Origin of the sequence: Cupriavidus basilensis (assembly GCF_000832305.1) — a bacterium.
Taxonomy (GTDB): Bacteria; Pseudomonadota; Gammaproteobacteria; order Burkholderiales; family Burkholderiaceae; genus Cupriavidus; species Cupriavidus basilensis_F.
Genome location: NZ_CP010536.1, coordinates 1353447 through 1366657 on the forward strand (window position 1 = coordinate 1353447; position 13211 = coordinate 1366657).

The window sequence follows — 13211 nt, forward strand, 5'->3', positions numbered from 1 at the left end:
GGCAAGGCGACTTGTCGCAAATGCGGCGCTGCAGCAGGCGGCCTCTCATGTATAATCCCGATTTCCCCGGCAAGCTCGGTTTATGACCAAATTCGTCTTCGTCACCGGTGGTGTCGTCTCTTCTCTCGGCAAGGGCATCGCTGCTGCTTCGCTCGCGGCCATTCTCGAGTCGCGCGGCCTCAAAGTCACCCTCCTCAAGCTAGATCCCTACATCAACGTCGATCCCGGCACGATGAGCCCCTTCCAGCATGGCGAAGTGTTCGTCACGGAAGACGGTGCGGAAACCGACCTCGATCTCGGCCACTATGAGCGCTTCGTCTCGGCCAAGATGCGCAAGTCGAACAACTTCACCACGGGCCAGATCTACGAATCGGTGATCCGCAAGGAACGCCGCGGCGAGTACCTCGGCAAGACGGTGCAGGTGATCCCGCACATCACCAACGAAATCCAGGCCTTCATCGAGCGCGGCGCGGCTGCGTCGCACGGTGGCAAGGCGGACGTCGCGCTGGTGGAGATCGGCGGCACGGTGGGTGACATCGAATCGCTGCCCTTCCTGGAAGCCGCGCGCCAGATGAGCCTGCGCATGGGCCGCAACCACGCCGCCTTCGTGCACCTGACGCTGGTGCCGTTCATTGCCAGCGCCGGCGAGCTCAAGACCAAGCCGACCCAGCATTCGGTGCAAAAGCTGCGTGAAATCGGCATCTCGCCGACCGCGCTGCTGTGCCGCGCCGACCGCCCGATTCCGGACGAAGAACGCGCCAAGATTTCGCTGTTCTCCAATATCCCGCAAGAAGCCGTGATCTCGGTGTGGGACGTGGACAGCATCTACAAGATCCCGCAGATGCTCAACGAGCAAGGCCTCGACCGCCTGATCTGCGAGGAGCTGCGTATCGATCCCAAACCGGCCGATCTCTCCATGTGGCAGCGCCTGGTCAATGCCCAGGAAAACCCGCAGCACGAGGTCACCATCGGCATGGTGGGCAAGTATGTCGACCTGACCGAATCCTACAAGTCGCTGATCGAAGCGCTGCGCCACGCCGGCATGCACACCGCCACCCGCGTGAACATCGAGTACATCGATTCGGAAGAGCTCGAGTCCGGTCACCTCGAAGTGCTCAAGCCGCTGGACGCGATCCTGGTCCCGGGCGGCTTCGGCAAGCGCGGCACGGAAGGCAAGATCCGTGCGATCCAGTACGCTCGCGAGAACAAGGTGCCGTACCTGGGCATCTGCCTGGGCATGCAGCTGGCCGTGATCGAGTTCGCTCGCCACGTGGCGGCGATGGCCGATGCCAACTCGACCGAGTTCAACCTGGAAACCGAACATCCGGTGGTCGCGCTGATCACCGAGTGGGTGGATCGCGAAGGCAAGGTCGAGCAGCGCTCCGCCGAGTCCGACCTGGGCGGCACCATGCGCCTCGGCGCGCAGCGCGTGCCGGTCAAGGCTGGAACCAAGGCCAGCCAGATCTATGGCCCGGAAGTCAACGAACGCCATCGCCATCGCTACGAGGTCAACAATCACTACGTGCCGACGCTGGAAAAGGCGGGCATGGTGATCTCGGCGCGTACGCCGACCGAAGACCTGCCCGAGATGATGGAACTGCCGGAAAGCCTGCACCCGTGGTTCGTTGGCGTGCAGTTCCACCCGGAATTCACCTCCACCCCGCGCGATGGCCATCCGCTGTTCAAGGCCTACGTGGAAGCGGCGCTGGCCAGCCAGCAGAAGAAGGCGGGCTGAGCCCCGGCACCGCAAGCAGGAGATTAGCGATGAAACTCTGTGGATTTGACGTCGGCCTGGACCGGCCCTTCTTCCTGATCGCCGGCCCGTGCGTGATCGAGTCCGAGCAGATGGCGCTGGATACGGCCGGTGAGCTCAAGGCGATCACCAGCGAGCTCGGTATTCCCTTTATCTACAAGTCCTCGTTCGACAAGGCCAACCGCTCGTCGGGCCGGACCTTCCGTGGCCTGGGCATGGAGAAGGGTCTCGAGATCCTCGCCACCGTCAAGCGCGAGATCGGCGTGCCGGTGCTGACCGACATCCACGAGATCGACGAGGTCAAGCCGGTGGCGGCCGTGGTCGACGTGCTGCAGACGCCGGCCTTCCTGTGCCGGCAGACCGACTTCATCCGTGCCTGCGCGCAGAGCGGCCGCCCCGTCAATATCAAGAAGGGGCAGTTCCTGGCGCCGCATGACATGAAGAATGTCATCGACAAGGCGCGCGATGCCGCGCGCGAGGCCGGGCTGCCGGAAGACAGCTTCATGGCCTGCGAACGCGGCGTTTCCTTCGGCTACAACAACCTGGTCTCGGACATGCGCTCGCTGGCGATCATGCGCGAGACCAGCGCGCCGGTGGTGTTCGACGCCACCCACTCGGTGCAGTTGCCGGGCGGCCAGGGCACCAGTTCGGGCGGCCAGCGCGAGTTCGTGCCGGTGCTGGCCCGCGCCGCCGTGGCGGTTGGCGTGGCGGGCCTGTTCATGGAAACCCATCCGGATCCGAGCAAGGCCATGTCGGACGGCCCCAACGCCGTGCCGCTGTCGCGCATGAAGGAACTGCTGTCGGTGCTCAAGGACCTGGACACCCTGGTCAAGCGCACCGGCTTCCTGGAAGACAATTTCGGCTGGCCGGTGGCTTGCGCCTGAGCTTGCCGTGCCTCCGCGGTCATGGCCGTCATCAGGCGGCCATGATCAGCCAAGTAGAATCAACATCATAAGAACACACGGAGATACGCCATGGCCAGCGGCTATATCATTGCCCACGTCGATGTCACCGATCCCCAGCAGTATGAAGAGTACAAAGTGCTCTCCAGCCATGCCATGAAGGTGCATGGTGCCGAGGTACTGGTGCGCGGTGGCAAGACCGAGCAGCTCGAGGGCGACTGGGCCCCGACGCGCGTCGTCGTGCTGAAGTTTCCCAGCTATGACGCGGCAAAGTCGTTCCACGACAGCGAGGAATACCGCGCCGCGCGCAGGTCGCGCGAGCATGCCGCGCGCATGAACATGATCGTGGTGGAAGGCGCCTGAGGCTTAAGCGTCAGCCAGTTCGGTCAGCTGTAGCCAGCGGTAGTCCAGGGCATGGCGCCCGTGTAGTAAGAAGTCATCAAGCATCTCAAGCATCAACAGTCCAAGAGGAATCCATGAGTGCAATCGTAGATATCATCGGTCGCGAAGTTCTCGACTCGCGCGGTAACCCGACGGTCGAGTGCGACGTCCTGCTCGAATCCGGCGTGATGGGCCGCGCGGCAGTGCCGTCGGGTGCATCCACCGGCTCGCGCGAAGCCATCGAGCTGCGTGACGGCGACAAGTCGCGCTACCTCGGCAAGGGCGTGCTGAAGGCGGTCGAGCATATCAATACCGAAATCTCCGAAGCCATCATGGGCCTGGACGCTTCCGAGCAAGCCTTCCTGGACCGCACCCTGATCGACCTCGACGGCACCGACAACAAGGCCCGCCTTGGCGCCAACGCCACGCTGGCCGTGTCGATGGCCGTGGCCCGTGCCGCTGCCGAAGAAGCCGGCCTGCCGCTGTACCGCTACTTCGGCGGGTCGGGCGCGATGCAGATGCCGGTGCCGATGATGAACATCGTCAACGGTGGCGCGCACGCCAACAACAGCCTGGACATCCAGGAATTCATGATCATGCCGGTTTCGCAAACGAGCTTCCGTGAAGCCCTGCGTTGCGGCGCTGAAGTGTTCCACGCACTGAAGAAGATCCTGTCCGACAAGGGCATGTCCACGGCGGTTGGTGACGAGGGCGGCTTTGCCCCCAACTTCGCTTCCAACGAGGAGTGCCTGAACACCATCCTGCTGGCCATCGAGAAGGCTGGCTACCGTGCGGGCGAAGACGTGCTGCTGGCGCTGGACTGCGCGGCCACCGAGTTCTATCACGAAGCCGAAGGCCAGTACCACCTGGATGGCGAAGGCCTGAAGCTGACCTCGACCCAGTTCGCCGACTACCTGGCCAACCTGTGCGACAAGTTCCCGATCGTGTCGATCGAGGACGGCATGGGCGAAGGCGACTGGGACGGCTGGAAGGTGCTGACCGACAAGCTGGGCAAGCGCGTGCAGCTGGTGGGCGACGACCTGTTCGTCACCAACACCAAGATCCTGAAGGAAGGCATTGAAAAGGGCATCGGCAACTCGATCCTGATCAAGATCAACCAGATCGGCACCCTGACCGAAACCTTCGCCGCCATCGAAATGGCCAAGCGCGCCGGCTACACGGCCGTGATCTCGCACCGTTCGGGCGAGACCGAGGACAGCACCATCGCCGATATCGCGGTGGGCACCAACGCCGGCCAGATCAAGACCGGCTCGCTGTCGCGTTCGGACCGTATCTCGAAGTACAACCAGCTGCTGCGCATCGAGGAAGATCTCGGTGATATCGCCAGCTACCCGGGCAAGAGCGCGTTCTACAATCTGCGCTAAGCTCGTGCCATGCGCCGGCCGCGCACAATGCCGCGGCCGGCGCATGACGCAACTTCCCTTCTTTTGCTTAAGCGCCGGAATCCATGCGCCTGATCTCGTTGCTGTTGTTTGTGCTGTTGCTCGCCATCCAGTATCCACTATGGCTGGGCAAGGGCGGCTGGCTGCGTGTGTGGGATATGGACAAGCAGGCGCAGGAACAGATTGCGCACAACCAGGCGCTCAAGCTGCGCAACGCCAAGCTGGAAGGGGAAGTGAAGGACTTGCAGGATGGCACCGGCGCCATTGAGGAGCGTGCCCGCTATGAGCTGGGCATGGTCAAGGATGGCGAGGTGTTCGTGCAGTTCGTGGCACCGGCCCCCAAGGTCAGCGCCACGCCGCCGCTGCCGCCTCCGGCGAACTCCCCGGCATTCAATCGCCACTAAGCTGGCGTCTTTCCCGTTTCTGTCTCGTGGCGTCTGCCGCCGTTGCTGCGCAACGGCATGGATGACGCAGGCTCGCGTCCTTGGTTGCCTGCTGCACCAGTTTCGTTAGCTGCTTACCGCTGCTTACCACCAGTACGGATAGCCACCGTAGCCCCAGCCCCGGTATCCCGGGCTGCTGAATCCGACTCCGCCGCCCCAGTGCCCGCCGCCCCAGCCGCCGTAGTACAGGTTCCAGCTAGGCGAGGGATACGCATAGTAGGTTGCCGCCCGCGCCATGGCTTCCGCCTGTTGCTGGCGGGCAATCGCGGCATCCTGCTCGCGCAGTACCTGGCGGTTCAGCTCGCCGATCTTCTGGATTTCTTCCGCGGTGACGGGCGGCGGCGGCACGCCGTTGGGCGCCAGGCGGGCTGTCGGCGGCGAGCCGTTGAGGTCGCGCGGCAGCTGGGCGCAGCCGCCGCAGGCCAGCACGGCGCCAAGCAGCATGGCGCTGATCGTGGCGCACGGGTGAGAGGACAAAGCGGACATGATGACTCCCTGACTCTGGTGAGGCGCTGACGCTTGGACCCCGGCGCAGTGCAGAAAGGTTCCTGCCGTTGCGCTTCGCATCATGGCCCGCACCGTCGCTCGCATCGCCGTTGCGCGCGCCGCCGCTCAGTGCTGCTGGCCCGCGCCGTCGCCGGCGCCGGTAGCCACAGGCACCGGCGTGAACAGCTGCGCGCAGTCGACCGGGTCGAAGTGGTATTGCTGGCCGCAGAAATCGCATTGGATTTCCACTTCGCCGCGTTCCACCAGGATGTCTTCAATTTCCACGCGGCCCAGGTTCTGCAGCATGCCCGCCACCTTGGCGCGCGAGCACGAGCATTGGAAGTGCGGCGTCAGCGGCTCGAACACACGCAGGCCGGTGGCTTCCAGGTCTTCCCAGAACAGGCGGCGCAGTAAGGTGTCCGGGGTCTCGGCCAGCAGTTCGGCGTCCTTGAGCGTGGCGCCGAGCTGGCAGGCACGGTCCCAGGTGTCGAGGTCCTGCGCGCGGGCGGTCTCCGCCAGCGGCGCGCCGGTTTCGCCGACTTGCGCGGGCTCACGCTCGGCGTGGCCTTCCAGCGTGCCGCCGTAGGAGGGCAGCTTTTGCAGCAGCATGCCGGCGGCAACCTTGTCGTCGGCGGCCAGCCATAGCCGCGTGTCGAGCTGCTCGGACGTCTGCATATAGTGCTCGAGCACGGCGGTCATGGATGTCATCGGGCCATGCTTGTCGGCCAGGGGCACGATGCTCTGGTACGGCTGCTGCCCGGGCAGCTTGTCCTGCGGGTCCAGCGTGATGGCAAAGCGGCCGTGGCCGCTGACGTTGACGAGATCCGCCAATGTGGCGTCGTCGGCCAGCGTCACGCCTTCGGCCAGCTTGGCCGTTGCTCGCATTGACAGGTCGGACAGGCACTCCACCACCAGCATGCGCACCGGGCCATCGCCGTGCACTTGCATCACCAGCGCGCCGTTGAACTTCAGGTTGGCCGAAAGCAGGGCGGCGGCCGACATCATTTCGCCCAGCAGCCGGCGCACCGGCGTGGGGTAATGGTTGCGGCGCAGCACTTCTTGCCAGGTGGCCTGCATGCGTACCAGCTCGCCGCGCACGGGGGCCGCGTCGAACAGGAATTTCTGCAGGGTGTCAGGGGTGGTGGTGTCAGTCACGATGATCCGTCGGTAATGCGGAGCCGCTGGCGCGGCGCCTTGGTCGCTTAGTCGATGCGTTTGAGTTGTGTCTTGTACATGGCCTGGCGAGTGGCATAGGTCTCGGCATTGCGATACAGGTTGGCCACGTCCTGCTCGGTGAGCTCTCGCACCACCTTGGCCGGCGCGCCGAGGATCAGCGAACGGTCCGGGAACACCTTGCCTTCGGTGACCACGGCGCCGGCGCCGACAAGGCACTCCTTGCCGATCACCGCGCGGTTCAGGATCACCGCCTGGATGCCGATCAGCGAGCCTTCGCCCACCGTGCAGCCGTGCAGCATGGCCTGGTGGCCGATCGAGACCTTGTCGCCGATGGTCAGCGGGCAGCCGGGGTCGGTATGGAGCACGGTGCCTTCCTGCACATTGCTGGACTCGCCAACCACGATCGGCTCGTTGTCGCCTCGGATCACCACGCCTGGCCATACGCTGGCACGCGCCTTGAGCGTCACGTTGCCGATGATGGTGGCCTCCGGCGCCACGTAGGCATCCGGATCGATGGTGGGGGCAACGTCGCCGAGCTGGTAAAGCGCCATGGGGTCTCCTGCACAAGTTCGTATGGGTATATGGGGTTTGCCGCCGGGCTTTAAAGGGTCGTGGGCGGGCCTGCTGGCATAGGGTGCCACCTGCCGGGCCCTACAATGGCGGCAAACCGGATTTTACGCTTATGCCAGCAAACCTACCCGACGCCGCGTCGCCTGGCGCCCCTGACCCCGATCGCGGTGCCACGCCTGGTGCTCTATCCGGCGCGGCGGCGCCGTCCTTGCGCCGCCAGGCGCTTGCCATCCTGTGCCTGAGCGACGCGCACGAGAAGGCTGCGGCCACACGCCGGATGCGGCTGGCGGCCGAGGCCATGGCGCCAGACGCCCTGGGCATCGGCGAGGCGATCGCGGCCGAACTGCCGTTGCCCGGCCGGCCGGCGCTGCCCGAACTGGTGGCCCCGCAGCGGGTGGAGCGGCGCCGCTCCATCCATACGCCCGCCGGCCGCGCGGCGCTGATCCACGCGCTCGCGCATATCGAGTTCAACGCGATCAACCTGGCGCTGGATGCCATCTGGCGATTCGATGCGATGCCGGTAGCCTTCTACCTGGACTGGCTGCGCGTGGCCGACGAGGAGGCGCTGCATTTCAGCCTGCTCGCGCAGCACCTGGCCACGCTGGATGCATGCTACGGCGATTTTCCGGCGCACAACAGCCTGTGGGAGATGGCGGACAAGACTGCCGGCGACGTGCTGGCGCGCATGGCGCTGGTGCCGCGCACGCTGGAGGCGCGCGGGCTGGATGCCTCGCCGCCGGTGCGCGCCAAGCTCGCAGCCGCGGGCGATCATGAGGCCGCCGCCATCATCGACATCATCTTGCGCGACGAGGTAGGTCACGTAGCCATTGGCAACCACTGGTACCGCTGGCTATGCGCCTCCCGCGGCCTGGACCCCGTCGCCACCTACGCCGAACTGGCCGAGCGCTACCAGGCGCCGCGCCTGCGGCCGCCCTTCAACCTGGCGGCGCGCCGCGCGGCGGGTTTCGACGAGGATGAGCTGGCGTGGCTCGAGGGACAGGCCGCTCAGTTGTATTCCGTCACCACGACATAGCCCTGCTTGTTGCCGCTACCGGGGCCGGTCGCGAATTGCACGGGCACGACAAAGGCGCGCGCGGTCGCCAGCTGGACGGCCCGGCCAGGCTGTAGCGGCAGGGCGGCAGACTCCGCGGCATGCGTGCCGTTTGCCGGACAACTTAGCGAGGCGGTCCCGCTCGTGCTGATTTGCGTATTGCAGGGGGGCGCGACGATGGCCCCCCGGAAGTAGATCACGCCGTCCGCGGCCCACGCGGATACCGAAAGCAAAGCACTCGCCAGGGCCAGCGGCAGCCGAAGAGCGAAGCGGTGGGAGGCGGCGCGGCCGGTGCTTGCAAACGTGCTCATCGTGATCTCCTGTTCGTCATTGACTTGAGGCACATTGGGAAATTTCTGTGCGCTCTTTGGGAACTTTATTTCCCGAAATTGGGAAAAACAATCAAGATAATCAGAGTTTTCCCAACCCTTTTTTTGCACTAATCTGTTAGGTCAGGTTGCAGATCAGGTTGCGAAATGCGCTGCTATCGGCCGTGTCGATGCCGCTGGGGATATAAGAAAAACCCTGATAAAAATGGGAAAAAGAGAATGATTCTTGTTGGCTTTTATAGGGATGATCCTATAAATTTTTCGGAGAAAATGCGCTGGCATGGATGCCTTCCTCTGCGACTGGAACGTGTGGACCGATCTGCCGAATGGGATGCGCAATAGCGATGCGCTCCGCATGTCCTTGCTAACGTCAGATTCGACGAAAACTTGACTGCCGGGAGGGCGGCGCGGATCGACGCGGGCGATCGGTTGTCGGTGGCGCGGCAGGTTGTGCCGGCCGGACGCTGGGAGGCGGGGCTTGGGGGGCGGGTTTGAGTGCCTGGGGCAGGGGCGGGCGAGAGCCTTGCGGCCGCACCCGCCTGCCAGTGCTACGGGTGCGCTGGCGCGCCGCGCCGGGCTTCGATTTCGCGCAGCACGCGCCGCTGGATCTTGCCGGTGGTGGTCATCGGCAACTGCGCGATGAATTCGATGACCTTGGGATACTCGTACGGCGCAAGCTGGCCGCGCACATGCTGCTGCAGCTCGGCGACCAGCGCGGCGTCGGCCTGCGCCGAACGCACGATCGATGGCACCAGCACGATGAACGCCTTGACCACCGCGCCGCGCTCCGGGTCCGGTGAGGGCACCACCGCGCAGTTCGACACGGCGGGATGCTTGAGCAGGCAGTTCTCGATCTCGCTCGGGCCAATGCGGTAGCCGGAGGATTTGAAGACATCGTCGGCGCGCCCCTGGTACCACAGGTAGCCGTCTTCGTCGATGCGCGCCAGGTCGCCCGTGCGGCACCAGTGCAGGCCGTCGCGCGCCAGGTACTTGCCGGCGGTGGCGTCGTCATTTCGCCAGTAGCCGAGGAAGAACACGGGGTCGGGATGGCCGTGGACGTCGGTGCTGCACACGGCCACCTCGCCGTCCTCGCCAGCCGCGCAGGGCCTGCCCTCGTCATCGACGACGGCGACGCGGTGCCCGGGGTAGGGCCTTCCCATCGAGCCCGGGCGCGCCGGCCAGCCTGGCTGGCCATCGTCGTTTTGCGCGGTGCAGTTGCCCACGATGTAGTTGATCTCGGTCTGGCCGAACATCTCGTTGACGACCACGCCGAGTGCGTCGCGGCACCAGGCGAACACGGTTTCTCCCACGGCCTCGCCCGCGCTCATCAGCGCGCGCAGGTGCAACTGGTAATGCGCGCGCGGGGCGGGGCAGGTCTTCATCATCTGCTTGAGCGCGGTGGGAAACAGGAAGGTATTGGTGACGCGATAACGCGCCATCAGCTCGAAGGCGGTTTGCGCGGAGAACCTGCCCTGGTAGCCCACGATGGTCTTGCCGAAGTACAGCGTGGGCATCAGCGCATCCCACAGCCCGCCGGTCCAGGCCCAGTCCGCCGGGCTCCAGAACACGTCGTCGGCATGGGGGAACCAGTTTTGCGAACAGACGAAGCCGGGGAGATTGCCTATCAGCGCGCGGTGCGGGATCAGGGCGCCCTTGGGCGGGCCGGTGGTGCCGCTGGTGTAGATCAGCACCGCAGCCTCATCGGCCTTGGTCACGACCGCGGTGAACGCCGGCAACTCGGCGGCCAGCAGCGCATCCCAGTCGTGCTCCGCGCGGCCCACGGCGGCACCGGCGCCGATCACCGTGGCCAGAGCCGGACACTCCGCGCGCGCGGCCAGCACGTTGTCGATTGAGGATTCGTCGGCAATCGCCACGCACGCCTCGCTGTGCTGGAGGCGGTACGCCAGGGCTTCCGGGCCGAACAGCATCGACAACGGCATGGCGATGGCGCCGAGCTGATAGATCGCCATATGCGCAATTACCGTCTCGATGCGCTGCGGCATGACGATGCCCACGCGGTCGCCCCGCGCCACACCCAGCGTGCGCAGCGCCCGGCAGAGGCGATCGGCCTCGGCCTGGATGAAGGCGTAGCTGTAGCTGGCGCGGCGCCCGTCCTCGTGCTCGGTGTGGACCGCGATGCGATCCATCGTGGCCGGGTCGCGTGCCCAGCGGCCGCAGCATGCTTCGGCCAGGTTGAAAAACTCGGGCACATGCCAGTGGAATTGCGAGTGTAGCGCGGGATAGTCGTCGCGCCGGCTTGCTGGCAGGGCAGGTGCGGCCATGCTGGGTCTCCTGGGTTGCGTTCGGGATGCGGGCCGGGCCGGCTTGCCGCTATAATCCACAAACGAACGATCGTTCTATTTTTTTGGCTTCCCCGTTGCCGCGGGTGAAAGCGTCTGCCACGATCAGGGAAAAGGCACCCGGGGAGACACCATGACAATTAGAGAAACCTCGCGCTCGGAATTTATCACGTTGCGCGGCCTCCATATGCACGTGCGCCACTGGGGCGAGCCCGGTGCGCCCACCTTGTTCCTGCTGCATGGCTGGATGGACGTGGCCGCCTCGTTCCAGTTCATGGTGGACGCGCTGGAACGCGATTGGCACGTGATCGCCCCGGACTGGCGCGGCTTTGGCCAGACCGACTGGCCTACGCGCTATCCCGGCACCGGGTCTTACTGGTTTCCCGACTATGTCGCCGATCTCGAGGCCGTGCTCGACCACTACCAGCCGGACGCGCCGGTGAACCTGGTGGGGCACAGCATGGGCGCCAATGTGGCCTGCTTCTACGCTGGCATCCGCCCCGAGCGGGTGCGCCGCGTGGTCGACCTGGAGGGGTTTGGCATGACCGGTACGCGCGCCGAGCAAGCACCCGGGCGCTATGCGCGCTGGCTCGACGAGTTGCGCGAGCGCCAGCCGTTGCGTTCCTATGACAGCGTAGAGGCGGTGGCGGCACGGCTGCAGAAGACCAATCCGCGCCTGCCCGACGACCGCGCCGCCTTCCTGGCCGAGCACTGGTCAGCGCGCAATGCGCAAGGCCGCTGGGAGATACTGGGCGATGCCGCGCACAAGATGGTCAATCCGGTGCTGTACCGGCTCGACGAGGTCATGGCGATCTGGGCGCAGGCCACAGCGCCGGTGTTGCACGTGGAAGCGCGCAATTCGCAGACGCTCAGCCATATCGCAAAGGGCCAGCCGCTGGCGGAGTTCAAGCAGCGCTTCAAGGCGTTTCGCGATTTCCGCGAGGCCATTGTCGATGACGCCGGCCATATGCTGCATCACGACCAGCCGCGCGTGGTGGCCGGGCTGGTCGAGTCTTTCTGCGTCTGATGCTGTGGGCCGTGCATGCCGACGCGCTTTAGAGGCCATTTCAAAAAGATTCTGGCGTCGTTGCGCGGCCTTGCCGTACCAGTTGTACTGTCTGCGGCCGCGCGCCTAGCCAGAACCGCTTCGCTTCATGTTGAAACAGCCTCTTAGGCGTGCGTCAGCTTTTCCTTGAGCGTGGCGTTGTTGCTGGTGTGCACATGGACCAGTGCCTTTTCCGGGAAGGCATAGTGATAGGCGCGCCGCAGGGCCAGGGCTGCCTCGTGGAAGCCGGAGAGGATGAGTTTTTGCTTGTTGGGGTAGAAGGCGATGTCGCCCGCGGCGAAAATGCCGCGGCGGGATGTTTCGTAGGTGGTGGTATCCACCACGATGCGCCCGGCGCGCATGTCGAGATCCCACTGGGCGATCGGGCCGGGTTCGGAGACGAGGCCGTACAGCGCTACGAGTTCGTCGGCAGGCAGGCTGATCGTGTCTTCCCGGGTACGAATGTCGACCCCGGCCAGCGCGTCGCCTTCGGTCTTGAGCGCGCCGAGCATGCCCACCACGAAGTCCATCTCGCCGGCGGCCACGGCCGCGCGCATTTCGGCCACCGCCCCGTCGGCCGCGCGAAAGCCTTCCCGGCGGTGCAGCAACGTAACGCGCGCCGCGGTCTTGCGCAGCGCCAGCGCCCAGTCCAGGGCGGAGTCTCCGCCGCCGGCCACCACCACGCGCTTGCCGGCGAAGCGCGCGGTGTCGCGTACAGCGTAGTGCAGGTGGCGGTCTTCCAGCGCGGCGGCCTCGGGCAGCGCCACGCGTTGCGGGGCGAAAGCGCCGGCGCCGGCGCAGATCAGCACCGCGGCCACGTCGAAGCGCTTGCCGGTGTCGGTTGTGACCAGCAGGCGGTGCGGGTGCTCATGGCCGGCCGTGGCCTGAGGTTCGGGTGGGACCTCGGCCAGGCCGTTGGCGCGCTCGTTGAAATGCATGGGAAAAGCGAACGGCGCGCATTGCTCGAGCAGGCGGTCGACCAGGTCCTGCGCCAGGCAGCCCGGCACCGCGGGGATGTCATAGATCGGCTTTTCCGGGTAGAGCTCGGTGCACTGTCCGCCAGCGCGGTCCAGCACGTCGATGAGCTCGCACTTCAGCCCCAGCACGCCCGCCTGGAAGGCGGCAAACAGGCCGACCGGGCCGGCGCCGACGATCAGCACATCGGTGCGGATCACGTCGGCCGGGACGGTTGGGGTGCGGGAATCAGGCGTGGCGCAAGCAGGGGTTTGGATCGGCATGGCTTGGCGGGCGGCGCGCGTGGCGGCGCCCCGGCAGGAGGGTCATCAGGCCCCAACTATACCGCGCGGGGCCGGTCCCGCCGCCTACGCCAGCGTTGGCGGCAGGGCTATCGGCGCGGATGTGTGGGCCAGCC

General features: G+C 65.7%; 13 protein-coding genes. 7 read left to right on the forward strand and 6 right to left on the reverse strand.

The features are described 5' to 3' along the window. Positions 1-82: 82 nt before the first annotated feature. The 5 genes from RR42_RS06160 to ftsB all read left to right on the forward strand — a co-directional run bounded on the left by RR42_RS06160 (position 83) and on the right by ftsB (position 4843). Positions 83-1735, forward strand: coding sequence for a CTP synthase (locus RR42_RS06160; RefSeq protein ID WP_043344927.1), 1653 nt, complete (start codon positions 83-85; stop codon positions 1733-1735). A 29-nt stretch (positions 1736-1764) separates the two neighbouring features. Next, positions 1765-2637 carry a 3-deoxy-8-phosphooctulonate synthase gene (gene kdsA, locus RR42_RS06165; RefSeq protein WP_043344928.1) on the forward strand — a complete coding sequence of 291 codons (873 nt, stop codon included), beginning with the start codon at positions 1765-1767 and terminating at the stop codon, positions 2635-2637. Between the two features lie 90 nt (positions 2638-2727). After that, positions 2728-3018 (forward strand): DUF1330 domain-containing protein, encoded by a 291-nt coding sequence (locus RR42_RS06170; protein WP_043344930.1) that lies wholly within the window; start codon positions 2728-2730, stop codon positions 3016-3018. Positions 3019-3131: 113 nt separating this feature from the next. Continuing rightward, entirely contained in the window at positions 3132-4421 is a 1290-nt protein-coding gene (gene eno / locus RR42_RS06175) for a phosphopyruvate hydratase (RefSeq protein WP_043344931.1), read from the forward strand. Positions 4422-4504: 83 nt separating this feature from the next. Then, complete coding sequence (gene ftsB / locus RR42_RS06180) at positions 4505-4843, forward strand: cell division protein FtsB (protein WP_043344932.1); 339 nt, start codon at positions 4505-4507, stop codon at positions 4841-4843. Between the two features lie 123 nt (positions 4844-4966). Here ftsB and RR42_RS06185 read toward each other — a convergent pair whose 3' ends face one another. From RR42_RS06185 to RR42_RS06195, 3 genes are all read right to left on the reverse strand, one after another. Next, the gene (locus tag RR42_RS06185; protein ID WP_043344933.1) at positions 4967-5368 is read right to left on the reverse strand and encodes a hypothetical protein; all 402 of its coding nucleotides are present in this window, start codon (positions 5366-5368) and stop codon (positions 4967-4969) included. 126 nt (positions 5369-5494) lie between these two features. Beyond that, the gene (locus RR42_RS06190) at positions 5495-6523 is read right to left on the reverse strand and encodes an Hsp33 family molecular chaperone HslO (protein WP_043344934.1); all 1029 of its coding nucleotides are present in this window, start codon (positions 6521-6523) and stop codon (positions 5495-5497) included. A 47-nt stretch (positions 6524-6570) separates the two neighbouring features. Then, positions 6571-7095, reverse strand: a complete 525-nt coding sequence (locus RR42_RS06195) for a gamma carbonic anhydrase family protein (protein WP_006160208.1) — start codon at positions 7093-7095, stop codon at positions 6571-6573. A gap of 131 nt (positions 7096-7226) precedes the next feature. On the opposite strand from RR42_RS06195, the gene RR42_RS06200 reads away from it, so the two are divergent. Beyond that, positions 7227-8147: a ferritin-like domain-containing protein gene (locus tag RR42_RS06200; protein WP_082054810.1), complete on the forward strand. Its 921-nt coding sequence runs from the start codon at positions 7227-7229 to the stop codon at positions 8145-8147. Here the strand turns inward: RR42_RS06200 and RR42_RS06205 are convergent. After that, positions 8120-8476, reverse strand: coding sequence for a hypothetical protein (locus RR42_RS06205; RefSeq protein ID WP_043344935.1), 357 nt, complete (start codon positions 8474-8476; stop codon positions 8120-8122). The genes RR42_RS06200 and RR42_RS06205 overlap by 28 nt on opposite strands. 566 nt (positions 8477-9042) lie before the next feature. Further along, entirely contained in the window at positions 9043-10776 is a 1734-nt protein-coding gene (locus tag RR42_RS06210) for an acyl-CoA synthetase (RefSeq protein WP_043344936.1), read from the reverse strand. 151 nt (positions 10777-10927) lie between these two features. On the opposite strand from RR42_RS06210, the gene RR42_RS06215 reads away from it, so the two are divergent. Beyond that, positions 10928-11821, forward strand: coding sequence for an alpha/beta fold hydrolase (locus tag RR42_RS06215; RefSeq protein ID WP_043344937.1), 894 nt, complete (start codon positions 10928-10930; stop codon positions 11819-11821). Between the two features lie 143 nt (positions 11822-11964). Here RR42_RS06215 and RR42_RS06220 read toward each other — a convergent pair whose 3' ends face one another. Further along, positions 11965-13077: an NAD(P)/FAD-dependent oxidoreductase gene (locus RR42_RS06220; RefSeq protein WP_052494476.1), complete on the reverse strand. Its 1113-nt coding sequence runs from the start codon at positions 13075-13077 to the stop codon at positions 11965-11967. Positions 13078-13211: the final 134 nt, after the last annotated feature.